The sequence below is a fragment of the Candidatus Enterococcus murrayae genome (genome assembly GCF_017315985.1).
Classification (GTDB): domain Bacteria; phylum Bacillota; class Bacilli; order Lactobacillales; family Enterococcaceae; genus Enterococcus_A; species Enterococcus_A murrayae.
The window spans coordinates 202,981-229,172 of record NZ_JAFLVR010000020.1 but is presented as its reverse complement, the minus strand read 5'-3'; the positions used below and the strand labels follow the sequence as shown (position 1 = coordinate 229,172).

Genomic DNA, 26,192 nt, shown 5'->3' with positions numbered 1-26,192 from the left:
TTCCCTCTTTCCTACTCTTTATAGGCCAATTCGTAGAGTGTCTGTGCCAATACCTCGACGCCGGCAACTAGGTCTGCTAAGTCAGTCGCCTCTGCTGGATTGTGGCTGATTCCCTTAATGCTCGGTACAAAGATCATTGCAGTCGGATAATGCGGTGCAATGACCTGAGAATCATGACCAGCGCCACTATGCATCACTTTGTATTTCTTTTCTTTGGCCTTTGCAGCACCTTCTACGACTTTTACCACGTCAGCATCCATTGGAACGGGCGCTTCATTCATCCATAAATCGATCTCCAACTCTAATTCAAGCTCGTTGGCGACCTCTTTCATATACTCCTCAGCTTCTTTGGTAAATCGCGTCAGCTCCGCGGCATCTGTGTGGCGGCAATCCATTGTAAATAGGACTTCGCCTGGAACAACATTGACAGTATTAGGTTTAGGTTCAACCTTGCCAAAGGTCACCACTAGCGGATCCCCTTCTGCGAATGCACGATCAATGATTCCTGAACAGATTTTGGAAAAACCGTAGACAGCATCCCGACGATACCCCATTGGCGTTGTACCAGCGTGATTGGCTTCGCCTTTTAAAACAAAGGTATAGCGTTTTTGGCCTGCGATATTATTGACAACACCGATTTGCAGCTTCTCATTTTCTAAGACGTTTCCTTGTTCAATATGGATCTCTACGAATGCTTTGATATCGTCACGTCTGGCATTCGCTTCCTCAGAGAAATCAAAGCCTTGGCGGCGCATTTCATCAACGAACTTCAGCCCTTCAGAATCAGCAATCTCTTCAACCTGTTCTCTGGAGGCTTCCCCTACGAAGTTTTTACTTCCCCAGAACACAGTCGGAAAACGGCTGCCTTCTTCTTCGGCCATTGAAATGACTTCTAATGAACGCAAAGGCTTGCCGTAGGTTTCAAGTAATTGCTGGATGGCTAGGTAGGCGGCCATCACACCAAATTGTCCATCCAAGGTACCGCCGTTGACGACAGTATCGATATGGGAACCAGAAAGGATCGTTTCCTCCGGATATTTTGTTCCAGTTACGCGGCCAAATAAATTTCCGATCGCATCATAGGAAGTCTCTAATCCGATTTCCTGCATTTTGCCTTCAACAAATTTTTGTGCCTCTAGCCAGGAATCTGAATAGAGCAGCCGTGTCATACCACCGGTTGGATCGCTGCCTATTTGGGATAATGCGTTGATTGTAGTATCTAATCGTTTTTCTAAAGTCATTCCATGGACCTCCTTTATCTAGTAACCTCATTGTAAGCGCTAATAGTTCGAACTTCATTGTTCATAAGTGACAAAAATTGATATCCATTTGTGCTAAAGCACTGTGAATTCCTGCTAATCAAATCATTATAATGAAAATAGAAAGAAGGAATCTTATGAGAAAACAGCAATTTATCTATAAAACCTGGAAGGAGCTCCTATTGAAGGTCTCCTTTTTTCCAGCAACAGCGACAGAGGCAAAGGATAAAACCATTCTCTATTTTCATGGCGGCGGGTTTCTTTTCGGGGATCGTGAGGATCTTCCTGAAGCGTATCTGGCGCTCTTTTTAAAAAATGGCTTTCATGTTTTGGCATTTGATTATCCGCTTGCACCAGAGACACCATTAAGAGAAATTGTTCATTGCTTAGAAGCAGGGGTTCACTGGTTTTTAGAGAATTATCAGTCTCGACTGAATCTATTAGAACCAGATTTTTTCTTATTTGGCCGGTCAGCTGGCGGCTGCTTGGCTTCTATTTTGACGGCTAATCATTATCAACACCAGCTGGGGCTGATTCGTTTTTACGGGTATCATCATTTTGATCATGAGGAGTTCGTTTTACCAAGCCCGTTTTATAATCATTATCCTAAGGTTCCCCCTCTAACCGCGCAGCAGCTTATCCAAAATCAACCGACTGTGGTTAGCGGAGTGGCCGAAAGATTTCCCTTGTATCTTTCAGCTAGGCAGTATGGGAATTGGCTCAGCTATTTAGGACCAAAACTCAATGAATTGACGGTCAATGACAAACAATTAGAGCAGTTTCCGCCTGTCTTTATGGCTCAATGCAGGAAAGATCCAGATGTTCCGATCGTTTCGTCCCAACAAATGGCAGCTGCCGTTAAGCAATGTACTTTTCTAGAGTTGGATAGGAATGCACACGACTTCGATCGAGAGAAAAATCCAACGGCAACTGACATTTATCAGAAATTGCTTGACTGGCTTGAGGAGCAGATACGAAACAGAAAGTGATTTTCGACGCAAAAAAAGTTCCGATTCTACTATTATATATAGTAAAATTGGAACTTTTTATTTTAATGCTGAAGCGTTGATTCCTTCACGCTGTATTCTCAACTATATTCGGCAATAAATTGATTGATGGTTTCTGCTACTTCCTCTGCACTGGAGCCAATCGCGGGGTGTCCCGGCTTCTCAAAAAGCTTGAATTGCCCCTGTACCACTTCACCGACGATTGCTTGATACTCTCGTTCGATATTTGGCCGAATCATCTCGTCCCTTTTCGTAGCGGTCAAAAGCAGAGGTGCTTGCAAAATTTGCAGAGAATCAAAGAACAGTTCTCTGCGTGAGACGATCAGCCGCCACATGGAATCTGTATCTCTTTCGACGACCTCTTTCCAATCCTCGCCAATACACCAATGATAAAATTGAGAGGCTTCCGGATCTGCCAGCGTTGTCGAGCGCTCTGCTAATAATGCCCGGTCAAAGCCGTCATGAAAAGTGCGACCATCAAAGCTGTCGGCGGTGACGGTGGCGATAAGATCTGGTCTCAAAAAAGCGGTATTGATCGCTACCCAAGCCCCACCGCTTGTTCCAACCAGGTTTACGTCCCTGAGTGCTAAGTGCTCTAGCAGGGCGATTGTCTGCCTCGCTTCGTCTTTCCAAAGTTCTGTTGGAAATTTATCTAACCGATCAGAGCGTCCATAGCCTAAGAAATCAATCAAGACGACCTGAAAGTCGGTGTAAAGAGGCAGCATAGGAGTAAATAATTTTGAAGACGAGGTATTTCCATGCAAAAAAACGAGTGGCTTTCCTTCTCCGATTGTCTCGTAAAAAATGTTCTTTCCCTGATAGCTGAAAAAGCTCATTCCAATCCCTCCTTAGTGCTTGATCCATTCATTTTTAGTATAGCAAGAAAAGCGAATCAGAATGCTCCCTGACCTCAACAAAAAATTTATGGATCTATAAAGAAAATGGGTTGAGTTTTTTCGTAGAGCCGGTCTCCTTATAGTTCTTTTTCTAAGCGCATTTGTTTGAAAATTCTGATTGAGAAGATCGCGATTAAAATAGTTATGGTCGCTGTCCCAATGATTAATGCGATCAGCATTTCTCCAGAAGCGATTGTCGCAAAAGCACCATACATCACTTGTCCTAAAGGAACCGCCAGTGTAGTGACGATCATGACTAATGACATGATCCGTCCAAGCAAAGCCTGATCAGAAACTAATTGGATATAGACAATTAATTGTACTGAAACCACCGTAACTACCGCCATTGCACCGGCCACAAGGATCGTCATGACCCAGAAAGCGGCTGTTGGATCTTGAATCAAGCCAAAAGGAATCACTAATAGCCCGAAGAGAATCGCCACTAAAATCAAATTTTTGGTAATACTCGTTTCATTCAAACGATTGGCAATGACACCATAAATGACGGTTCCCAACAAACTGCCGATGGCAAAAATCGTATTCATTAAGCCATATTGCGCGTCGCTGACACCTAATTGGATTCGAGAAACATAAGGAATGATCACTTGAATAAATGATGCTAAGAAAAAGTTTAGCAGAAATGCGACTACCGCAACTTTTACAATTACCTTTTGGGCCTTCAAATAGCTGGTTACTTCCTTTAAATCTCCCGCAACGATTTGTAAAAGCGTCCCCTCCATCCCTGTTTGTGGTTGAACAGGGATACTCAGTACGAGTTCACAAAGGATCGCCAGCAGGAATAATACTCCAGTGATCATAAAAATCTGATATACCGCGTCAAAACGATAGATGATCCCGGCAATGATTGGACCCAAAACTGTCCCCAACGTTCCGATTGAGCTGATGATGCCGTTTGCTCGCGGAATCTCTTCAGCTGCACAAATGACTGGAATAGCGGATTGAACGACCGGCGTTTCAAAGGCCGAAACCATTCCGATGATTACCGTTAGTATACCGATTGCAGTAACCGGATCGGCTAATCGCGTAACGAGGAATAAGCCAACAGATAAAACAAGATACAGAAAATCCATCAGCAGCATCAAATTTCTTTTCGGCAAACGATCCGCTAATACACCGCAAAAAGGCAAACAAATTAACCGACCAACAATGGATAATGAAGCGATCACGCTAAATGTAAAGGCGGATTTTGTAATATCCAATACGTACAAGGAAATGACAAACTGGACGATCGTGGTCCCTAAAACGGAAAATAGTTGACTTCCGATCAGTAAGTTAAAATTTTTATTGTTTTTCATACTATACCTGCTTTCTTAAACTGTAAGTGGCGATTTCAAAAACGAATGAGTTAACTGAGCAAAAAGGCTAAACAATTACATACCTACCGTTGGTATCTATTAGTCTAAAAAAAATAGCTGTTAGTTGCTATCTTTTTTAATGTATTCAAACATTTTATTTGCTTCTGTGACAAGCTGTTCATTAAAAATCGGAACACCGATTCCATCAAAGATTTTTTTGGTGAAAAGAAGTTTTCGCTTAAGCTGCTCTTCTGTGTAGACAGTCAAGTGCAACCCGATCCAGGTATTCAAATGCATCATCAAAACGTCAGCAACTTCTTCGGGGTAATCTGTATCGATGGAGCCGTCCTTAATCCCCTCTTCTACGATTTTCTTAATCTCTGGAATGACTTCGTTGAACATCGAGAGAAATTGTTCTCCAATAAATCGCGGGCTTCGTAAGGTAACCGCGGCTGAGTAATTCAGCTTCATGCGGGAATAATCTGTGAAGGCGTCCAAGATCGCGTTTTGCAATTTCTCCAAGCCTGTATCTCCCGGGTGCTTTTTCAAGCTTTCTTCAGCTGTTTCTGCTGGTTCAATGATCGTTTCGAAGATTTCAAACTTCGAACGGAAATGCTGGTAAATAGCTCCCTTTGTCATTCCACCTAAGCCATTCACGATATCTTGGATGGAGGTATTATCATACCCTTTCTCCAAGAATAATTTTTTAGAAACGGTTAGAATCTTTTGCCGGGTCTCTTCTGGATTTTTTCCTCTAGCCATCGGTTCAGCTCCTTACATACCATTGGTATCTATCTAGAATATACGTGAATCGAATCTCGTTGTCAACTTGTTTTAGTAAAAAAATTTAGCAGCGAGCCTTTTTAGAGTTCATTTTGTTTCACTGATTAATAGAAAAGGATTGTCTTTTTAGCAGCCAAAACCCTTTAATCATCGCATGTAAAAGCTTTTTTACCTAACTTTTTCTCGCAGGTAAAAGACTTTTGCTTTATGCTAGAGGAAAGATTGATAGTATTTGAGGTGTAGATATGGATGTTGGGCAACGGTTAAAGGAACGAAGAAACGAATTGAATTTAACACAGGATTATGTCGCTGAAGAGCTGGGGATTACCCGGCAAACGATGTCAAACTGGGAAAATGGGAGAAGCTATCCGGATATTGAACGAATCATTCGCTTATCGGAAATTTATGGCTTGTCTTTAGACGAATTATTGAAAGGAGATCAGGAGATGGTCAAGCATTTACAAGAAAACACGGTCGTTAATCATTTTCTTAAAATTTTTATCGCCATGCTTTTAGTCAATTTCTTATTGATGATGGTTCTTCTGCTCAATCAGAGAATGAGCGAACCTTTTTTATTGATTCTTTTTGCTTTGATCGGCGCCAACAGCCTGTCACTTTTCTACTTGATCATTAAAAAAATTTAGGAGCTGAATAGTATGAATCAACTACTGATAATGATTTTTCTGATGGTTTTACTGCTAATGACGGCTGGCTTTTTGTGCTACTACGTTTTTACCATGGTCATGCTGGATGCTAAAAGCCGTGGAATTAAAAATCCCAGATTTTGGTCTATCATTGCTACTGGAGGTCAAAATGGCGGCGGCCTGCTGCTCTATCTTTTTACCCGGCGAAAAACGATTAGTAAAATGAACTCGGCTGAGACGGCTGACTTTCTTAAGCTTAAGCGTAAGATTTATTGTTTATTAGCCGTGATGTTCTTTCTCTTTCTGCTGTTTGTAGTAGTTATTTTCCGATTTAAGTAAAAAAGCGCCCCACATGTATCGATCTCCAGAAGCTAGATTTACGCTCTAACTTTTTGGAGGCCTGGCATGAAGGGGCGCTTTTTGTGGACTATTCGTGTTTTTGTAGTGCTGCTCTTTTCTCCAGCTCCAGCAGATACTGCTTTCGTTCTATACCGCCAGCGTATCCGGTCAGGTTTCCATCACTTCCGATCACTCGATGACACGGAATGACGATCGCCATTTTATTTGACCCATTTGCCCGGCCGACCGCTCGAACCTTGTTTTTATCTCCCAAACGAAGAGCGATATCCCGATAGCTTAGGGTTTTGCCGCAGGGAATTGTTTCTAAGATTTTCCATACTTCTTTTTGGAATGGCGAACCGTCATAAAACAACGGCAATGAAAATTCAGTCCGTACGCCTTGGAAATACTCGCCTAATTGTTCCTCCACCAGCTGATTAACGGCTGTTTGCCCGTAAATGATCCGAAAATTGTATTTTAATCGGAGCTGTTCGATTTCCCGTTCCAACCCTCGCCGATTTTCAAATTCCAGTAAATACAGATAGTCATCATCGCTTAAGCACAGCATCCGTCCGATCGGAGTTGAAATAAAGGAAGCATTCAGCTGACGTGCAACGACCTTCTTTGCAGGATTCCCCATGATTTTGGTGAACGCATCATTAAATCCGCTAGAGGATTCATAGCCTGCTTCTAACTGCTGCTCAATCACTTTGCTTCCTCGACGAATCTCTTTAAATGCTAAACCCATTCGGCGCGCACGTGCATATTGAACAAATGTCATCTTGTAAACCTCTTTAAATTTTCTGCGAGCTGTGGCCGAATTTAACCCGATCGCCAAAAAATCCGCCTCCTTCCAGCGCTTTTCCGGCTGCTCCTCTACGGCATTGACCAGCAATTGCACCTCCTCAGGAATGGCTTGTGGAAATGATAAAGGCTGACAAATTTTACATGGACGATATCCTGCCAGCAAGGCTTCTTCTGCTGTTGGATAAAATTCACAGTTTTCAAATTTAGGTTTGCGGGCGCGGCACGTTGGATGACAAAAAATTCCGGTGGTCTTGATTCCGGCATAAAAGATTCCATCATAGCTTCGATCCTTTTCCTTTAAAGCATGATAGTATTCTTCGCGCTTTTTCTTTGAAGTAATCATTCTTCCTCTCTCCTCTTGCAATGTCTTTACTAGTAAAGTATATCTCCGTCACTAAAGTATTTCTTCCGAAAAATGAACAACTATTTTTATGACCAATCATCTTTAAATAACTGATTGAAATATATCGGCGTTGTTCAAAAGATAGTTTAAGTTTATAAAATAACTGATGTTTGACAAGCTTACGGCTCTGCTTTATACTTTTGGTTATAAAGGAGCTGGCACAGATGAATCAACAGGAAGCCAATCGACGAATGGAGGAGGAAATCCAATTTTTTCCTTGGTTTGTCCAAAATTATTTTCGGAAAAAAAGTGGAGATCAGTATTCTTCCATCACCTTGTATGAGTATGCCAAGGAATACCGGCGGTTTCTAAATTGGCTGATCCAAGAAGGCTTTTCTTCGGCAGAAAAACTGTCAGAGATTACGTTGGCAGAATTTTCGGCACTTTGGCCGGAGGATCTGGAGTTTTATAAAGCCCACTTGGTGAAGGCACCAAAAATTTTAAAAGAATCCACCAAGAAACGACTGGAAGAAAGTGAGCAAGCTCTACCCTTACGGCAAAATGCAACGGTTCAGCGTGGCGTCACTGCTTTGCGTTCCCTCTTCAATTATTTGAATGAAGCGATTGATCGCACGACCGGCAAACCTTATCTTGAACACAATATGATGGGAAAAGTCGCAAATGTCAAGGATAATAAAACGATGGCCGAACGTGGTGCCGCGATTGAGAAGAAATTGTTTTTAGATGATGAAGCGTTGAATTTTCTGGATTTTGTTGAAACCCGCTATATCGATACTTTGGAGTCTCGTCAAGCGATCACTGCCTTTAAGAAAAACCAAGTGCGTGACCTTGCGATTATCGGTCTCTTTCTCGGGACAGGGATGCGTTTGTCTGAATTGGTGAATATGAATTTACAGGATCTTGATTTAACCGCTGGTGAAGCGCGTGTCTATCGTAAAGGCGGAAAATGGGACATGGTGGTCATTTCTTCGATCGCTATCGAATATTTAACCGCATATCTTTCGCAAAGAGCACAGCTTTATCAGCCAGATGAGAATGAAATGGCTCTTTTCCTCACTCGCTATCGCGGCAAAGCGAAACGCATCGCCAGCGGTGCTGTTGAAGCAATGGTTGGAAAATATTCAGAGGCCTTCAAAATTAAAATCTCACCACACAAACTGCGTCATTCGGTAGCAACCCAGCTATATAGTAAAACCAATTCACTCGTTCAAGTCGCTGAACAGCTTGGACAATCGGGCACTTCGGCTACGACGGTCTATACCCATATCGCTGGGAAGAAAAAACGCGATGCGATGAATGATCTTTGGACGTAAAAATACACTTATGCTAAATAGCCCGCTGCTTTAGCGGGATTTACATCACTTATTGAGTAAAAAATTTCTTTCGAAAAAACGCGAAAAATGAACGTTATTCTTTTGAGAGGTAAATTTTGTTTTTTTCCTACTTTCTTATGAAACGAGCTTTATTTTGGTCTTGATCATTACTACAAAAATCTCAGTAAAAAAGAGCACTGATTCTTCCTATTTTTGGCAAGAATTAGTGTTCTTTTCTGCTTTTATGTTCATCTACGTATAGCAAATAATTTGCTATGCTTTTGCGATCAGTGAATGCAGCTCCATCAGTTTGTGTTTCAATCGTTTCTATACCACGCTATTTCGTTTTGAAGTACCTCTAAATCAATGCAGTTTCTTGGTTTATTCATAAGGAGATCTTGATAGCTTTTCAAATCCCTTACAGTTATTCGCTTTGTTTTTCTATTGATACTTAAAAGCAGTCTAGCTACCGAATGATGACTAGACATTTATTTAATCGAACCAATCAGCAATATCCCTATTGTAATAAGTGCAGCGCCTAAACTGATCATTCGCCATTCCTTTTTTGTTTTTTGAACCTTCAAAAAAACCAGCCCCGCATAAATTGAGATTAATACTGCTAGTTGTGAAAAGGTAAAACTTTTGGCGACGCCAATCAACGGTATAGTAAGAAATAAACTGATATTTGCTATACTCCAAGCGATTCCTGTCCCAAAGTTTTTTTTCACCTGTCTCCAGCTTGTCTCGTCACGTTTGCTTAAAGATAATGCTATCGATAAGAACCACATTCCGATTGCTTGTGGAAATAGAACCTCTGCTCCACTAGCTTGGAATGCTTGCGGCAAAGTTACATAAATTGTTAAAGCTAAAGAAGACAGCAGCAAACAGATAAGCGCTTTGCTTTTAGTTGTTTTTAATAGCGAGGTGTTATCTTGTTTTTCTAAATAGGAAGTGAAAATAATTCCAACAATAATCAGTAAAATTCCTCCTATCCCTATGCCTGCCATTTTCATATTTGACCATTCGCCAAAAAATAAAGCCGCAATGAAAGTTGTTCCGATTAGTTGAGTCCCATTGGAAATCGGCATGGCCTCAGATACTGGTAATAATTGAAATGAATAGAATTGGAGATATTGACCGATCGACCAAAAACACCCAGAAAAAATGGCTGCTAGAAAACTTCCGCTACTATAATTCGGCTGAACGATGACTGTGAAAAGCGAGCCGATCAGAAGGGCCACTGTCGTTGTACCTAAAAGTTGATTGATTGGTTTGGCATTTGTCAGTTGTGCGATGATTGGCATAAAGCCCCATCCTAATGCGGGTAATAAACATAAAATAATCATTGGTTTCTCCTAAAAGGCTAAAATAATCGTTATAAGAAAAGACCAGGCATCTACCCAGTCTCTTCCTGATCTAAAATTTGAACAGTTCGTCTTGTAATGTTACTGTTTGATTTTTTTTCAGCAACTCACCCTTGGTCATTTCTGGAAAAACCACGATGATGGTGTCGTCCTTTTGAGCATTCTTTAATTGCTGTAAGTCCATAAAGGCGAGTAATGTTCCTGTTTTAACGTTCTGTCCTTCTGCTACTTTGATTGAAAAAGGAACTCCTTTTAGTTCCACAGTATCCAACCCCATGTGAATCAGTAATTTCTCTCCAGTTTTACTTTCAATTGTTATAGCATGCAGTGTTGGGAAAATGCTCTCAACAATTCCCTCAATCGGTGCATAGACCTTACCGTCATGTTGACTTATTGCATAGCCCTCACCCATCATCTTTGAGGAGAAAACTTCATCTTTTACTGCCTCTAAAGGTAGAACGTGACCATTTGCAACAGACTTCAGAACTTTCTTTGTTTTAAAGAAGAGCATTTTCTCATCACCTCTAGACTAATTCCGGCCAGAATTCTTTATTGGCCTCGATCATTTCATCTAATACTTTTTTAGCTACTTGAGCATTCGGAACCGTTTGATTCAGTGTGAAAGCCTGCAATGCTTTTTGATAGGAACCTTCAAAGTAAGCATCAACTAATAATTTTTCAGCTGCTACTTGTGCCTCCATCAATCCTTTATGAAAATCGCAGATTGGTTCTCTTAGTGCTATCGGTTCAACTCCGGTTGCTCCAACATAGGCTGGTACTTCTACCACAGCGTCTGATCGCAAGTTTGGTATAGCACCCTGATTAGGTACGATCAGCATAAAGCGCTGACGTTCATCATTCAATAACGATGTTGCCATATCAACAATGTATTGTCCATGTTCCCCAAAGTTGAAGTTCAAAACGTCTTCTGTCGCTCCTCCGCGAATTTTCTCAGCCATTTCCTTGGTGTTCTTTTCTCTACCTTCCATCACCATATTGGCGCGAGTGTAGTTTTTATCTGAATGTTCTACGACCATATTTGGATACAAGTAATACTCTAAATAGTTATTCGGAATATGTTGCGGGAAGCTCTTTGTGATCACAGACATCATACTAAATGCTTCTTGCCAGGTTTTATCTCCCGCGTTAAAATCAGCTACCTGCATTTCCTGAGTGTTCAGTTTTTCAATAAGCTCTGGCATAATGTCTTCTTTCAATTCTTTATCATAAATGGAAGTGTACCAGCCGAAATGATTCAGCCCGTAATAAGTCGGTATCCAATTTTTCCGATCATAACCATAATTGACTGCAATCGTTTCTTCAATTGAGATCGTCATATCACAAGCGTTGATCATCTTCGCTTGTGGATATTGTCTGCGAACAGCTTCTGAAACAATTGATTCTGGGTTTGTGTAATTTAAAATCCAGGCATCAGGTGCATACTGTTGTACGTAACCCACGATTTCCAACAGTCCACTCATTGATCGCATTCCGTAAGCAAAGCCACCCAATCCGCAAGTTTCCTGACCAACTAATCCGTGCCTTAACGGAATTTTTTCGTCTTTCTCACGCATTTTCATTCCGCCAACTCGAATTTGCGAAAAGATAAAATCACACCCTGTAAAGGCCGTCTCCGGATCTTCTGTTGAAGAAATGACAACATCCTTGAATCCCTCTTTTTTCAACATATATTGAATAATCAAATACATATCAGCATTTCTTTCAGCATCAATATCGTACAGGCGAATCTCTGAAAGCGGCAAACGATCCGCATTGTTAAGAACAGCTTGAATAATTCCTGGTGTATAAGTACTGCCTCCACCGGCAATTGTTATGATTTGTTTGTTTGTCATGATTTACGTCCTCCCTATTGCTCCAATAATTTATTAAATTCTGCCATTACATAAGTTACTTCCAACCCAATAATGACTTGATAATTTTTTTCTGTCGGCTTGATCACACCGCTGACGCCTAGTTGCTTGATCCGCTGTTCGTCGACGATTGCTGGATTTTCAACTTCAACTCTTAAGCGAGTATTACAACTAAAGGCATCAGAGATATTCTCTGATCCGCCAAAAGCCTGTAGCATTTTTTTTGCCATATATTCATAATTTTTACTTGCCAAACCTAATTCTTTTTCATCTTCTACTGCTTCTGTTCCGAATTCTGTTGCGACTTCTCTTCCTAAAGTTTGAATGTTCTGCTTCTTGATCAGATAATAGAAAGTAAAATAGTACAGTGCAAAAAAAACAATTCCGATTGGAATGATTAAGATAGCGTTAGTCGCTATTCTAAAATTGATTAGGTAATCAACGATACAGGCACCAAAAGTGAAGCCAATCCGAATATTCAGCAGATAACAAACGATCCCCGCTAAACCGGCAAAAGCCGCGTGGACAACATACAGCATTGGAGAAAGAAACATGAAGCTGAATTCCACTGGTTCTGTAATATTTGAGATGAAGGATGTAGCGGCACCGCTTCCCATAATCCCTTTGACCATAGCTTTGTTTTCTTTAAACGCTGCACGATAGATTGCTAAACAGATCGCCGGTACGCCGAACATCATAACTACGAAGAAACCTGACAAGAATAGCCCTGCTTGCGGATCACCGTTGATGAAACGAGTCATTTCCCCTCGGAATACTTCTCCATTCGGCGCTGTGTAGCTTCCTAGGTCGTAGTAAACGTACGTATTCAGTACATGATGAAGACCAAATGGAATTAATAAACGATTCAAGAACATGAAAATTCCGACTCCTAATGCCCCCATGTTCACTAACAATCTAGCAAAGCTGTCAATTCCAGCTTGGGCAAACGGCCATAATAGCCCAAAAACAACCGAAGTGATTGTTTGTAAAATCATCACCATCGTCAATGGAAATTTCTCACCTGCAAAATACGAGAACACCATAGGCAGCTTTTGTTCTTTGAAACGGTTATAAGTCCAAGCTGCGATCAAACCAGAAATAATCCCACCGAATATCCCCATATTGACGGCTGGATTCATGATTTCTAACCCCTTTTTCAAAGTAGCGATCGCTAAGAATCCAGTAAGTGCCGGGATGCCTTTATCTTTTGTTTTCGCAAAACCGATCGTAACACCAATCGCAAACAGAATATCCAAATTTCCAAATACAGCATTTCCGGCTGCCCCAATCACTGGAATATTCAACATGTCATCAGCTGAGAGTCGCATGATCAATCCAGCTAATGGCATCGCAGCTACAGGCAGCAGCATTGCTCTTCCTAATTTTTGTATATTTGCTTTAAAAGTTGACATTTTTTCTCCTCCTTAGGCTATATATCTTTATATGTTGCTAACTCAATCAAACGATCCCTTTTAACCTGCTGCGCAAAATCTGAATGAATCAAAAACGCCACTTGATTGATTCTTGGATAGACAAAACTCGATCCATTCAACAAATCCTGATCAAGATAAGCCGTGTGACACATAATCTCTACCGTTCTCTTTTCTCGTAAAACGGATATCAAGCGTTCTAGATACTCGTCAATGGAACAATCAATTTGCCTTTTTTCGACAGACATTTCTCCAACATCATCGAAATAAGGTTCAAAATAATCCGTATGTCGAACGTCTGCATTTCTCTCAAAATTTCCTCGAACGGGCAAATCATATTTTTTTGCTAGTGCAACAACTACTTCCTGATTCATTCCAAAGGTATGCGTATGGTGATGACTGTCCAAGTGTGTTGGAATAACTCCGGCGCGATAGACTTTTTGAATTTGCGCGTTCCATTCCTGATAGAGTTGATCTCCGTCTACTTCAAAAGGTTGCTTATAATATGATAAGTGCTTAAACTTGTCATCCTCCATCAAACTATCCACATTTTTCAAGAGTGGTTTGCCGCAAGTCAATGTCAAATGGACCCCTACCCCTAAATCTGGAAGCTCTTTTTTTAGTTTTACAGCGTGTTCAAACCCCGGCATATTGGCCATTAAAGTAGTTGATGTCAAGATCCCTCGTTGATAAGCATCCACGATCCCGTAGTTCACTCCATAGCTGTAGCCGAAATCGTCTGAATTGAAGATTACTTTTCCCATTATTTCCTTCCTTTCTTTTTATACTAAAAATAGGCGCAACCTAATGAGCACAGATTTTTCTCCTGTGTCAAAAGGTTGCGCCTACCTAATAGTTACGCCCTGCTTATTGAATTCTTGCCAAGTGGATTGCCAGATAAATGACTTCGTTCTCCTGAACGTCCAATTGAAAGTTTTTTTCGATCATATTTTTGATCGCTACTGCCGTTTGATATGGTTTGCTTTCTTTAAAGGTACTTGTAAAAAAGCCGATATTCTCAGTCGGAGATTCCTCCTGATAAATCAAACGCTTCACTAAAAATTTGATGTGGATCATCATCCGATGATAAGTCAGTGAATCTTTATCAAACCGATAACCAAAGGTATTTTCCAAATCCTCTAAAATTGTCTTGGTCATCTCTAAAATTTTTAGACTGTTCAAACTGTTTCGTTCGCCCAGCTCTGCATTGATGATATGCATTGTGATGAAGCCGACTTCATTCGCTCCCAGCTCTGTATTGTAACGGTGATTGATCAAAGCAACGACTTCATTTGCTGTTTCATACTCCTCTGGATAAAGCAGCTTCATCTCTGGCAGCATAATGGCTGTTACCTGACTATCTTCTTTTTGCCGTTGAATCGCAAAATAAATGTGATCCGTCAATGCGATATAAATATTTGAGTCTAACGGTGAAGCAATTCTCTTTGAAATAAATTGAATGATTTCTTCTGAAAATTCTATGAATTCTATTGGTATTTGGGCAGCCATCTCACTAAACATTTTTGTTTTTTCTTTGGAATCTAAAGTAAAAAATTTATCTGCAAGAGCTGGATCAAAAGTTTGATTAACGACGGCGGAGAACCCAATTCCTTTGCCCATCGCAATTTTTTCTACTCCCTCATCATCAATTAGTACTACATTATGATTGATTTTTTTAACAACCTTCATCGTTGCACCGAGCCTCTCTATAAAATACTCTAAATTCAATTGATTATAATAGTTAAAACAACAAAAAACGACCTAAGGAAAGTGTTTTCCCAGGTCGTGCCTAATTTAATAGTTACACCCTATTTGTTTACACGCTCAATATAGCAAATTAGAAAAGCGCTGTCAACAATGATTTTCTTATTTTTATCATACAATTCTTTCAGAAACCAAGAAAAGGCTCAGGGGAGATTCCCACTATGAGCTAGAGATTCTGGAGTTCATCAGTCACGCTAACTGCGTTGCCCAATTAATAAAAGCGGAGAAATTTTTTTGGTTTTCTCCGCTTTTAGCTATTGTCTACTCAATTGATAAACCAGAGTGGCTTACAATTCTTGATCTTTTTTATAACCAAACGTCCAGGTTAATCCGAAAGAAACACCAAAAGCGACAAGATTGACTAGAATATAAAATGGCAGCTGTTCATTTAAATAGAGCAGTGTTCCTGGGATTCCTGTTAAAGCCATCCCGGTTGCCTTAAGTTGCAGAATGGATGCCAAGAATCCGCCGACACCTCCGCCAATCATTGACATGATATAGGGTTTAATTAGACGCAGCGTGACACCGAAAATTGCAGGTTCGGTAATCCCTAGTGCTGCTGATAGTGCTGAAGGATAAGCAATTTGTTTCATTTTTGGTGAAACTGATTTGATCGCTACTGCTAGAACAGCCCCGGCTTGGGCAATATTTCCACAAGTTCCAATTGGATTCAAATAGTTCCAGCCATCTTGCCCTAACATGCTGATTTCTAAGAAATTTAGGATATGGTGAATTCCAAAAATGCCCAGCAATTGACCGAAGCTGCCATAAATCAATCCGCCAATCCCAAGAGGCAGATTTAATAGGAATTCTACTGCATGTAAAACACCGATCTCTACTTCATGGAAAATGGGTCCAATAATGAACAGTGCTAGAATAAGTCCAGTTAATAAAGTTAAGAATGGTGTTAAAATTAGATCCAGTGAATCAGGAATTCGTTTTCTCAAAAATACTTCGATTTTTGAGCCTAAAATTCCAGTTACAAAGGCTGGCAATACGGAGCCTTGATAGCCAACCACCTTGATAAATCCGAAAAATACCATTGGTTCAGCTGCTTGCTGCCCTACTTCATAGGCATTTGGCAGGACAGAGCTTACCAGCATTAAGCCTAGAACGATCCCTAAAATAGGGGTTCCGCCAAAAATTCTAAAGGTAGACCAAGCGACTAAAGCAGGTAAAAAGGCAAAAGCCGTATCGGTTAAAATTTGAGTAAACATTAGAAATTGCTGCGGAATGTCCGCTGGAGTAAGACCGATGACACCTAAAACAGCTTCTTGCGTGAATAACCCTCGAAGTCCCATGAAAAGCCCTGTAGCGACTAAAACGGGAATTATTGGAACAAAAACATCTCCGAATATTCTGATAGCTCGTTGGAAAGTCATTTTTTGTTTTTCTGCTGGCTGTTGATCTGACGGCTTATCAGAACCATCGATCAGCGGAACGAATTCATCGTATACCTTATTCACTAGACCAGTGCCCAAAATGACTTGATACTGCCCTGAATTGAAGAAGCTTCCCTTTACTTTATCGATATCTTCGACTGCTTTGATATCGATTTTATCCTTATCATTTGTGATAATTCTAAGTCTGGTCGCGCAATGTGTCACTGATTGGACATTTTCATTTCCGCCGACTAGCTCTAAGATTTTTTTTGCGATCTCTTTGTTATTCATCTGTTATCCTCCTTAATAATTATAAAACATAACTGACCCGTTGTGTCCTAAATTCTGATAGTAGACATCCCTGCCACTGGTGCTGAAGGTTCTCATTGAAAAAACGTATTCGCCATCATTGATAAACACTTCCATTGCTGAATTGTCATTGAAAATATGCAGCTTAGAAAGAGAATCCACCGGAAGCACTTTCGCTTCCCTCTCGCCTGAAACCCAATTGATGCGGCTGATTTCCAAGCGGCCTTCTCTATAGCTAATTGAATTTCTTTCGGAATTTAAAGTCATGGAAAAATCTGTGATTGCAGCCTGAAACTCGATAATCATCTCATAGGTATCGTTTTGATTTTTGATCAATAGTGAATCTTCGCGATAGTTGCATTGATCCTTTCTCAATGCCTGATATTCTTCTAAGGGAAGCTGATAAAGACGATCGTTTTTCCATTTCAGCTCTCTAGGCATGGTCAAGCAATGCAGGTAACCGTCGGCAACTGTAGGACAGTAGACCTCTTCCTTATCGCCCATTCGAGACATCCAGGCGGTGATAATTCGTCTTTTCTTATCATCTTCAAAGGTTTGCGGGGCGTAAAAATCAAATCCATAGTCTATTTTTCGTAATGCTTCTTTTTCAATAAATTTCTTTTGCTGATAATCTACTTTTCCCACTAAGTATCCTGCGTAACTAGAAAGCGACAAATCTGATTCTTCAATAGGGGTTCTTTTTTGCGGGCATACCAGCAAGATATCTGCTTCTTCAGATAGGGAAAATACATCTGGACACTCACACATCTGATCTAATAACTCATTTGAATAAAATTCACCCTGATAATGCCAATTAATTAAATCACTGGATTCAAACAATGTGACAGCTCCGACATTTGCTGCTGACTGCGCCCCTACGATCATCCACCACTTGCCATTTTTTTGCCAAACCTTGGGATCTCGATGATGCTCTGTATAGCCAGCAGGCGTTTTGATAACTTTTTCCATTTTGATAAAGGTTTTTCCGTCTTCTGAGTAGGCGATTTTTTGGCAGCTCGCTCTCTTTCCTTGATTTTTGCTGTTTCCCGTATAGAAAAGATACATTTTTCCATCTTTTTCAATCGCGCTTCCCGAGTAGATGCCATTTTTATCACTTTCTGTATCTGGTAAAATCGCGGAACCTTGACTTTCCCACTGTACTAAATCCTTTGAAGTAAACAGTCCCCACTCTTTATACTCGTGATTAGTTTCAAAACGATTCCATTGATGAAAAAAATAATAGGTTCCTTTAAATTGAATTAATCCATTTGGATCGTTCAATAATCCTTTTGCCGGCTCTATATGGAAAGAATTCTTGTGCTGATTCGCCAAATCCGTTACTACCTCCTTAAAATCATTTGCATTAATGCGTTTTCATAACCTTGGTTGATGAAATCTTAACATCCTTTAATCCATTTGGAATATGGAAAAAATTAATGGATATATGGAAATTTCTAAGACGGCCATTCTTTGTTAAGCGTTGCTATGTATAATAGGACCATGAATAATAATTTGAGAGAGTATACGGATAGGTTTACTGATTTTTCAAAGAAGAGTATCTCAGACTTCATTTTGTATAACAGTGGGATTGAATATTGTGAGCCCGATTATAGTTACGGGCCCAAAAGAAGAGACTATCACTTTATTCATTTTGTGAAGGAGGGCAAAGGACTGCTGGAAATAGAAAATCAGCAGATTGAAGTACATGAGAATCAACTCTTTATTGTACCGGCAAATGTTGTTTCTACCTATACAGCAAATCAGCAAGATCCTTGGAAGTATTCCTGGATTGGCTTTACTGGCATAGAATCAGTCAATTTTGTTCAAACCTTGCTTCAATCAAGCAAAGCTAGCTTCGTGATGGATTGTGCGGATGCTTCTTTTTATGAAAAAAGAATCGAGGAAATAATTGAACTAAATCAGAACACCTTTGGTTCATATTTTAAGATTAATGGAATTATGTATGACATTGTAGGGACGCTCTTAGGGGAGTGTGAGATAGAAACGGTAAACGATCATCAGACCTCCCCTTCTTTTCAGGCAATGCGATATATGGATCTGCATTATCACGATGATATTCAAATTTCTGATATCGCCTATTCTGTAGGTATCCATCCTAACTATTTATCAGCAATGTTTAAAGAGGAGATCGGCGTTTCACCCAAGAAGTATTTAACCAATTTAAAAATCAACAAAGCCAAAAAATTATTGACGGAAAGCGATGATCCAATTAATCTGATTGCCGGTTCAGTTGGCTTTACTGACGCCCTCTCCTTCTCAAAATTTTTTAGAAAAGAAATGGGGATATCCCCTACTGAATACAGAAAGGATCATAACTAATCATGCAGGATCTCATTCATTTCAATGCCGAAGCAAATACCTTTACCTTATCCAATGAGCAGATCACCTATATTATGGAAATTGTTGAAGATACCTATCTGGTTCATCGTTACTGGGGGAAAAAATTAACGAGCTATCATTTTAGTAATCGCCCGCCGTTGAAAAAGAGAACTTTTGCTGCAGCTCCTATTGCTGAAAAGCCTGAGGTCTCTCCTGAATTTCTCCCCTTCGAGTTCCCCTATCCCCATCAAGGAGATTTCAGGAATTCTGCAGTACAGATTCAACAAGCAAATGGCGATGAGCTGGTCAGATTCTGTTTTCAAAGCTATGAAATCAAAAATGGAGTAAACCAACTATCTGATTTGCCTCATGCAAGAGGTGCTGATGAAGAAGCACAAACCCTGATCATTTATTTATCTGATCAGATTGCTGAAATAGAATTAGCTTTGTACTATACAATTTTTGCAGATTCTTCTGTGATCGTCCGGTCATCAAAAATAAAAAATATCGGAACTCGGCCAATAAAAATAGCCAAATTATTCAGTGCTTCCATTGATGTTAGATACGACCAGCAGCTTTCCACGACCTTTTATGGAACCCATCAAAAGGAGTTTCAGTTAAATCGCAGTGAGATTCAGCATGGGCTATATAAGATTGGTAGCTCTAGAGGCGCTAGCGGGCCACTGTATCCGCCTTACATTGCTTTATCAAAAGGGGCCGATGAGTTCCGTGGTGAAGTTCATGCCATGACCTTGATTTATAGCGGGAATCACGAAATCATATTAGAAAGAGATCAATATGATCACTTACGAATGCAAGCTGGGTTAGCTAGCGAGACATTTTCATGGCAGCTAAATGCTGAGGAAACTTTTTACAGTCCTCAAGCCCTTTTATCTTATAGCGATCGAGGCTTTAATGGCAGTTCGCAAAGTTTCCATCGCTTCTTCACTGATCATTTGATTTCTCCAGCTTGGAAAAATAAAGAGCGGCCGCTTCTCATTAATAGTTGGGAAATGACCTATTATGATGTCAATCACAAACGAATCATTGATTTGATTGATGCTGCTGCTGATCTAGGCTTTGAAACAGTAGCATTGGACGATGGCTGGTATGGAAAGAGAAACAGCAGTAAAACATCTTTGGGAGATTGGACTGTTGATACAGATAAATTTCCAGATGGCCTCAAGCCCTTAGTTGATTATGCCAAAGAAAAAAATATTGGATTTGGCATTTGGTTTGAGCCTGAGATGATTTCGCCAAAGACGGAATTACTTCAAAAGCATCCTGACTGGGTTATGAGAAGTAAAAATTATGAGCCGCTGCTGGGTCGAAATCAATATGTATTGGATCTTACAAACCCAGAGGTCCAGCACTTCATTATTGAAACTGTCGCTAAAACAATCATGGAACTTGGTGTGAGCTACGTTAAATGGGACATGAATCGCCATATGACCGACCCTTTTTCCCAGCAGCAAACGTTTGAATCAACTGAATACCCCCATCGTTATATGTTAGGACTGTATCGGGTTCTCAATGAATTAACAAGTGCCTTTCCTGAGGTTCTTTTCGAGAATTGCTCTAGCGGCGGCGGCAGATTGGACCCTGGAATGCTTTTCTATTTTCCGCAAACGTGGATCAGCGATAATACGGATGGTTTAGATAGGCAGCAAATTCAATATGGTGCTAGCTGCTTGTTCCCCATTTCATCAATGACTGGCCATGTTTCTGATGTACCTAATCATCAAACAAATCGGGTGGTTCCCTTTAAAACTCGAGCTGCTCTCGCTTCTTCTACCAATATGGGTTATGAAATGAACATTGCTCAATTGACAGAGGATGAGAAAAAAGCCGTTCGAAGCCATTTAAAAGAGTACAAACAAGAAAGAAAACTCATTATGGAAGGAACTTTTCATAGACTGCAGTCCCCTTTTGAAGGAAATACCTGTGGGTGGATGTTCTTGAATAAAGAGCAAGCCGTGATTTATCTATTTCGCAATAGGTATCAAGTGTTTGATTTGAGTTTATTGATCAAGCTGCCTGGTCTTGACCATCACGCACTTTACCAAGAAGAAACAACTAGACAAGTGTATTCTGGTTCAGAGTTGATCAACTGCGGTCTGGCCTTGGAAAATCCTAAAGGTGATTGTATCGTTCAAAAAATAAAACTAAAGAAAATAGAAGCGGAGAGTGTGTAGGATGTTTTTCAACCGAAAAAAAGAAGTAGTATTTGCCGCAGTAAGCGGTGAATTGATCAAAATAGAAGATGTTAACGATCCCGTTTTTTCTTCGAAAGCGATGGGCGCTGGATTTGGCATTGAGCCAGAAGAAGCAGCTGTTTACAGCCCAATCAATGGTAAAGTGGTCAGCGTTTTCCCGACCAAACATGCAATCTTATTAGAAACAAAAAAAGGACAGCCGGTTCTGGTTCATATCGGTATCGATACAGTTGAACTGAACGGTCAAGGAATTGAAGTGCATGTTGATAGTGGGCAAACGATCAGTGAACAAACATTACTGGCGACTGTTGACCTGCCATTTATTTTGGAGCAAGGAAAGCAAACCACTGTGATTATCGCTTTCGAAAATAGAGAAGCAATTGAGCTAACCAATGCTGTCGGCGTAAATGTTCATGACAACCTAGGAATCCTATAGACGTGAGATAGAAACATCGCTTTTAGCGGGCCACCTTTATTTAATGCCGGCCATATCAGCTAAACAATAAAAAAACTTCAAGAAAACTTGAAGTTTTTTTGTTTACTCGCGAAACAACAGTAAACTTTCGTAGGGCTTCAATTCCAGAGTAGCTGATAGGTTCTCTCTTCCATAGTTGCTTTCTAATATGTTGATTCTATGGGGTTCTCGGTAATCAGCTGGCATTTTGTAGTGGATATTTTTATTGCTAAAATTGCTGATAATCAAGAGTTTTTCCTCGTTATAAAGTCGTTCATAAATGAATAGCTCTTTGTTTTCGGCATCAAGCGCTCGGTAACTTCCCTCAGTAAAGATTGGATATTTTTTTCGATACGCGATTAGTCTTTGGTAGGTGTAAAACACCGAGTTTTCATCGCTCATTTCTTTTTCTGCACTTATTTCATCTGGATTTATTCTTAACCAAGGTTCTCTAGTTGAAAAGCCTTTGTATATGCTGTTATCCCATTGCATTGGGGTACGGGCGTTATCTCTTGATTTTTGTTGCAAAATGATCAGAGCTTCTCTTTCGCTGAAGCCAGAAGCGATCAGCTCCTCATAGGCTGCTAGGCTTTCAGTATCTTTATAGTCATCAATGCTTGAAAAATAGGCATTGGTCATACCAATCTCTTCTCCTTGATAAATGAACGTAGTCCCCTGCTGACCGAAGAGAGTGATAGCTAACAGCTTAGCGCTCTCTTGTCGATACATACGGTCATCCGCAAAACGAGACAGTGCTCTTGGCTGGTCATGATTTGAATAAAATAGTGCATTCCAGCCCTTGCCCTTATGCATCTTCTCTTGAAAAAGCGATTGGCTCGCCTTTAACTTCTCCAGTGAGAAGGGTTCATTGGTCCACTTAGCCTTCCCCTTATAATCTGATTTCATATGATGAAAACTGAAGATCATAGAGAGCTCTTCACGTTCTTCTTGCGAGTATAATAAACATTGCTCAGGTGTAGAAGAAGACATTTCCCCTACTGTTACCAGCTGCATAGATTTAAATACTTCTTGGTTCATAGCATGAAGATATTCGTGGATTTTAGGACCATCAACATTGTGCGTACGACCATCACCCGTCGGACCAAGAACTGGATCATCAGGCAATCCAGGTGTTTTAGAAAGTAGATTGACCACATCCAATCGGAAGCCCTTTATTCCCTTTTTCGCCCAAAAATCTAAGATCTTGTAGCATTCGTTTCGAACATTTTCATTTTCCCAATTTAAATCGGCCTGAGTCTCATCAAATAGGTGTAGATAGGCTTGTTCTGTTTTCTCATCATATTTCCACGCGCTTCCGCCAAACCGAGAGGTCCAATTATTTGGAGCGGAGCCATCAGGCTTGAGATCTTTCCAAAAATAATAGTCGCGATAAGGATTGTCTTTCGACTTTCGAGATTCTTTGAACCATTTATGCTCAATAGAAGTATGGTTTAGAACCATGTCCATCATTAGATAGATATTTCTTTTTTTAGCCTCTTGGATTAATCTATCAAAGTCTTCCATCGTTCCATATAAAGGGTCAATAGCGTAATAATCCGAAATATCATAACCATTGTCATGTTGAGGAGAGACATACATAGGAGTCACCCACAAAAGATCGATCCCCAAATTCTCTAGATAATCAAGCTTCTCAATAATCCCCTGAATATCACCAATACCATCATTATTCGTGTCTTTAAAACTTCTAGGATAGATTTCATAAACTGTTGCTTTTTTCCACCAATCATTCATTGAGCTTTCCTCCATACTTGTGATAAAACAAGCGTAACATGGCAATATCTAATGAATACATGTAAAAAAAAGAGTATTTCATGTCAAAATCAAATACTCTTACGATTTCATGCTAAAATGATTTATAAGAAAAAAGATGAGAAGAGGAACGAAAATGTATGGTAAATGGCAATATACCGATAAAAGCCACAAGTTTGAAAGAAAAATGATTTCTGATTTCAATTTTTATAGCTGCGGCATCCAAAATTGTGAACCTAATTATACATACGGCCCAATTTCTCGAGAGTATTATTTCATTCATTTCATAACCTCAGGAAAGGGCACCTTTACGCTTAATAAGAAAAGCTTTCAACTAAGTGCCGGTCAAGGATTTATAAGCCCAGCTAAAGACCTCATTACATACAAAGCTTCAGCCGACGACCCATGGAATTATTCATGGATCGGTTTTCTAGGAACCCAAGTTGATCAATATGTTCAATTACTTTGTCAACAACAGAATCCGATCTTTGAGCTGGAAGAGCCGGACCGCCATTTTTTTCATAAGCAAATCGCTGAGATTATCGAGATGGACAGCAATGATCTGTCAAAATATCTTAAAGGAAATGGCGTTCTGAACACTCTTGTGGGGCATTTATTGGAAAATAAGGAAATAAAAAAAGTTTCTATTATGGATACTTCAATTGCCTTTCAAGCAAGAAGATATATTGACCTACACTTTCATGATGGGATTCAAATTAATGAGCTTGCTTCAGAATTGGGCGTACATCCTAATCATCTTTCTCACGTATTCAAAAAGAAATACCTGATGAGTCCAAAAGCATTTCTGCGTAAGGTTCAGATTGACAAAGCGAAAGAGCTGTTAAGTACAACTGACCATCCGATTAATATCATTGCTAATTCCGTAGGTTTTCCAGAACCGTTAGCCTTTTCAAAGGTGTTTAAGAAAGCGACCACTCTTTCTCCTTCTGATTACCGAAAGAGCTGTTGACAGTTTATTATTCGTCCGATTCCTATGCCAAATAGCCCGCTGCTTTAGCGGGCAAAAATGTTTATTTGGTTTGTTGCTTCGTTTAATCGTGCGCCTCATACCAACGTTGGATTTTTTGATGAGACACACGATTGGTTATTCTTGTTTACGAATCCGATTCAGACGCCGATTTCGGGCTTTTTTGGGTTTTGCCGGCGGAGATTGGGTTGCTGTCGGTGTTTCAGCCGGCAACCTCTCCTGTTCAATCCCCGATGTAACGATCAGTCTTGGAGGTGCCACTTGATCATTGATTTCGACGTTTATCAGCGAGGCGCCATTGGGTACACAAGAAAGAAGCAAAATACCTGCTTGCTCCTCGTTTAATGACCAAGGGTCAATCCCCTTAGGAAGCTCGATATTTTGAATCAGCACCCCCGGCTCTGGTCTTTCTTCTATGATAGTCAAATCCTCAGGAATGCGAATATTTTCTATAGTATCCACAGGTTCTTGCACCTGTTGCAGTGCGTCTTCTTTTACAGACAAAGGTTCTGTCTCCATCTTCATAGGCGATGGCGTCTGGAGTACTTCTTTTGTTTGATCATCAAAAATTGGTTTCACGGTCTTTTTGATTCGTGTAGCGTGCAGCACTTCTTTGTATAAAGCAACCCCGTCTTTTTCAAACAAAGTGAGCTTCGTCATTTTTGTCAAAGCCGCTTTGATTTCATCTGCGGTTTTGGTTGGGTCTACATCTTTTATTCGAAGATGTTGGGATTTGCCGTTGCTGTTAGCAAATTCCGCATCTAATGTAAATGTTTCAATCATTTGCTTCTCTTCCCTTTCATTTGTTATCTTCCACTTTTTCTGTTAATCAGGTCATGATTCCGCCAATCTTGTTGAAGGCGCTTTGATAACTTGTGTGTATAGGTGCTCAAGCTTTTCAGCGATAAATGTTTGTGCTGGAAATAATTTAATTAATAATAATTGCCAATCTTTTTCTTGGAAATAGGTAGTGAAATAAAAATAATAGCGGCGCATGGCTGCGGTTGATCTTGTTTTTAAGAAGATATGCTGTACGAGTGATCGCAGCATATTTGAAAAATCTGCTTCACACAAGTCATTTCTCACCTGAAGTGTGATCAGCATTTCGATGGCGGCCTTTCCATCTTTCGTTTCAAAATAAAATTTGCGAATGCGTTTTTCCAATGTCTGGCGAGTGAGACTAAATAATTTCTGTTTGCTCAGTCCAAATTTTTTCATGCGGGTGCCTCCTTTCAGTCTAGAATTTACTAATTATTATTTGAGATATCTACAACAACAAAATACTCCTTTTGTCACGTCTTTTACACACCAATAAATTAATAATTATTAAAGTATAATGATTCTTAGAAGCTTTTTCCTATCACATCAGGCTTTCTATCCCTATAAAATAATGAATACCCTTTCAAAAAAACTTATTTCAGCGAGTCTCTTCTACTTAAAGAAAGTAATTATTCCTACTTTTAAAACGCTTCTCCATTATCTCTTGATGCATTCTGTCATTAATAAAACTGTTAGGCGTTTTCATCTTTATTTATGAGTGTATCTTTACGAGAATAAAGCGATAAGTGTTATAATC

Annotated in this window: 24 protein-coding genes; 8 read left to right on the top strand and 16 right to left on the bottom strand. The window is 40.0% G+C overall.

Translation table 11 applies throughout. The features are described from left to right. Positions 1-11 precede the first annotated feature (11 nt). Positions 12-1,241 (bottom strand): allantoate deiminase, encoded by a 1,230-nt coding sequence (gene allC / locus JZO85_RS09320; RefSeq protein ID WP_207108239.1) that lies wholly within the window; start codon positions 1,239-1,241, stop codon positions 12-14. A 155-nt stretch (positions 1,242-1,396) separates the two neighbouring features. On the opposite strand from allC, the gene JZO85_RS09315 reads away from it, so the two are divergent. Beyond that, positions 1,397-2,248 (top strand): alpha/beta hydrolase, encoded by an 852-nt coding sequence (locus JZO85_RS09315; protein ID WP_207108238.1) that lies wholly within the window; start codon positions 1,397-1,399, stop codon positions 2,246-2,248. Between the two features lie 98 nt (positions 2,249-2,346). Here JZO85_RS09315 and JZO85_RS09310 read toward each other — a convergent pair whose 3' ends face one another. The 3 genes from JZO85_RS09310 to JZO85_RS09300 all read right to left on the bottom strand — a co-directional run bounded on the left by JZO85_RS09310 (position 2,347) and on the right by JZO85_RS09300 (position 5,240). Further along, the gene (locus JZO85_RS09310; protein ID WP_207108237.1) at positions 2,347-3,102 is read right to left on the bottom strand and encodes an alpha/beta fold hydrolase; all 756 of its coding nucleotides are present in this window, start codon (positions 3,100-3,102) and stop codon (positions 2,347-2,349) included. Positions 3,103-3,239: 137 nt separating this feature from the next. After that, on the bottom strand, positions 3,240-4,478 hold the full coding sequence (locus JZO85_RS09305) for an MFS transporter (protein ID WP_207108236.1): 1,239 nt from the start codon (positions 4,476-4,478) through the stop codon (positions 3,240-3,242). A gap of 120 nt (positions 4,479-4,598) precedes the next feature. Further along, positions 4,599-5,240: a TetR/AcrR family transcriptional regulator gene (locus JZO85_RS09300; RefSeq protein WP_207108235.1), complete on the bottom strand. Its 642-nt coding sequence runs from the start codon at positions 5,238-5,240 to the stop codon at positions 4,599-4,601. Between the two features lie 266 nt (positions 5,241-5,506). Between JZO85_RS09300 and JZO85_RS09295 the strand changes: the two genes are divergently transcribed. After that, complete coding sequence (locus tag JZO85_RS09295) at positions 5,507-5,905, top strand: helix-turn-helix domain-containing protein (RefSeq protein ID WP_207108234.1); 399 nt, start codon at positions 5,507-5,509, stop codon at positions 5,903-5,905. Positions 5,906-5,917: 12 nt separating this feature from the next. Continuing rightward, complete coding sequence (locus tag JZO85_RS09290; RefSeq protein WP_207108233.1) at positions 5,918-6,244, top strand: hypothetical protein; 327 nt, start codon at positions 5,918-5,920, stop codon at positions 6,242-6,244. A gap of 88 nt (positions 6,245-6,332) precedes the next feature. On the opposite strand, the gene JZO85_RS09285 is transcribed toward JZO85_RS09290, so the two are convergent. Then, the gene (locus JZO85_RS09285; RefSeq protein WP_207108232.1) at positions 6,333-7,394 is read right to left on the bottom strand and encodes a bifunctional transcriptional activator/DNA repair enzyme AdaA; all 1,062 of its coding nucleotides are present in this window, start codon (positions 7,392-7,394) and stop codon (positions 6,333-6,335) included. Positions 7,395-7,618: 224 nt separating this feature from the next. Here JZO85_RS09285 and xerS point away from each other — a divergent pair, with 224 nt between their 5' ends. Further along, a complete protein-coding gene (gene xerS, locus JZO85_RS09280; protein WP_207108231.1) occupies positions 7,619-8,728 on the top strand; it encodes a tyrosine recombinase XerS in 1,110 nt (369 codons plus the stop codon). A 488-nt stretch (positions 8,729-9,216) separates the two neighbouring features. Here the strand turns inward: xerS and JZO85_RS09275 are convergent, their stop codons facing one another. The 8 genes from JZO85_RS09275 to JZO85_RS09240 all read right to left on the bottom strand — a co-directional run bounded on the left by JZO85_RS09275 (position 9,217) and on the right by JZO85_RS09240 (position 18,180). Further along, on the bottom strand, positions 9,217-10,074 hold the full coding sequence (locus JZO85_RS09275) for a GRP family sugar transporter (protein ID WP_207108230.1): 858 nt from the start codon (positions 10,072-10,074) through the stop codon (positions 9,217-9,219). A gap of 70 nt (positions 10,075-10,144) precedes the next feature. Next, on the bottom strand, positions 10,145-10,603 hold the full coding sequence (locus tag JZO85_RS09270; RefSeq protein ID WP_207108229.1) for a PTS sugar transporter subunit IIA: 459 nt from the start codon (positions 10,601-10,603) through the stop codon (positions 10,145-10,147). A 13-nt stretch (positions 10,604-10,616) separates the two neighbouring features. Next, on the bottom strand, positions 10,617-11,945 hold the full coding sequence (locus JZO85_RS09265; protein WP_207108228.1) for a family 4 glycosyl hydrolase: 1,329 nt from the start codon (positions 11,943-11,945) through the stop codon (positions 10,617-10,619). 14 nt (positions 11,946-11,959) lie between these two features. Then, complete coding sequence (locus JZO85_RS09260) at positions 11,960-13,375, bottom strand: PTS transporter subunit EIIC (protein ID WP_207108227.1); 1,416 nt, start codon at positions 13,373-13,375, stop codon at positions 11,960-11,962. 17 nt (positions 13,376-13,392) lie between these two features. After that, the gene (locus JZO85_RS09255) at positions 13,393-14,157 is read right to left on the bottom strand and encodes a carbohydrate deacetylase (RefSeq protein ID WP_207108226.1); all 765 of its coding nucleotides are present in this window, start codon (positions 14,155-14,157) and stop codon (positions 13,393-13,395) included. Positions 14,158-14,260: 103 nt separating this feature from the next. Further along, positions 14,261-15,082: a PRD domain-containing protein gene (locus tag JZO85_RS09250; RefSeq protein ID WP_207108225.1), complete on the bottom strand. Its 822-nt coding sequence runs from the start codon at positions 15,080-15,082 to the stop codon at positions 14,261-14,263. Between the two features lie 362 nt (positions 15,083-15,444). Next, a complete protein-coding gene (locus JZO85_RS09245; RefSeq protein ID WP_207108224.1) occupies positions 15,445-16,830 on the bottom strand; it encodes a PTS transporter subunit EIIC in 1,386 nt (461 codons plus the stop codon). 12 nt (positions 16,831-16,842) lie between these two features. Then, complete coding sequence (locus JZO85_RS09240) at positions 16,843-18,180, bottom strand: glycoside hydrolase family 32 protein (RefSeq protein ID WP_207108223.1); 1,338 nt, start codon at positions 18,178-18,180, stop codon at positions 16,843-16,845. A gap of 168 nt (positions 18,181-18,348) precedes the next feature. On the opposite strand from JZO85_RS09240, the gene JZO85_RS09235 reads away from it, so the two are divergent. From JZO85_RS09235 to JZO85_RS09225, 3 genes are read left to right on the top strand one after another with little or no spacing between them, the layout of a single operon-like run. Continuing rightward, the gene (locus tag JZO85_RS09235) at positions 18,349-19,188 is read left to right on the top strand and encodes an AraC family transcriptional regulator (protein WP_242550288.1); all 840 of its coding nucleotides are present in this window, start codon (positions 18,349-18,351) and stop codon (positions 19,186-19,188) included. Between the two features lie 2 nt (positions 19,189-19,190). After that, complete coding sequence (locus JZO85_RS09230) at positions 19,191-21,383, top strand: alpha-galactosidase (RefSeq protein WP_242550287.1); 2,193 nt, start codon at positions 19,191-19,193, stop codon at positions 21,381-21,383. A 1-nt stretch (position 21,384) separates the two neighbouring features. Further along, on the top strand, positions 21,385-21,840 hold the full coding sequence (locus JZO85_RS09225; protein ID WP_207108221.1) for a PTS sugar transporter subunit IIA: 456 nt from the start codon (positions 21,385-21,387) through the stop codon (positions 21,838-21,840). Between the two features lie 102 nt (positions 21,841-21,942). On the opposite strand, the gene JZO85_RS09220 is transcribed toward JZO85_RS09225, so the two are convergent. Then, positions 21,943-23,610, bottom strand: a complete 1,668-nt coding sequence (locus JZO85_RS09220; protein ID WP_207108220.1) for an alpha,alpha-phosphotrehalase — start codon at positions 23,608-23,610, stop codon at positions 21,943-21,945. A 154-nt stretch (positions 23,611-23,764) separates the two neighbouring features. Here JZO85_RS09220 and JZO85_RS09215 point away from each other — a divergent pair, with 154 nt between their 5' ends. Continuing rightward, complete coding sequence (locus JZO85_RS09215; protein ID WP_207108219.1) at positions 23,765-24,598, top strand: AraC family transcriptional regulator; 834 nt, start codon at positions 23,765-23,767, stop codon at positions 24,596-24,598. 135 nt (positions 24,599-24,733) lie between these two features. Here the strand turns inward: JZO85_RS09215 and JZO85_RS09210 are convergent, their stop codons facing one another. Further along, the gene (locus tag JZO85_RS09210; protein WP_207108218.1) at positions 24,734-25,399 is read right to left on the bottom strand and encodes a DUF2922 family protein; all 666 of its coding nucleotides are present in this window, start codon (positions 25,397-25,399) and stop codon (positions 24,734-24,736) included. 51 nt (positions 25,400-25,450) lie between these two features. Continuing rightward, positions 25,451-25,834, bottom strand: a complete 384-nt coding sequence (locus JZO85_RS09205) for a hypothetical protein (RefSeq protein WP_207108217.1) — start codon at positions 25,832-25,834, stop codon at positions 25,451-25,453. Positions 25,835-26,192 lie beyond the last annotated feature (358 nt).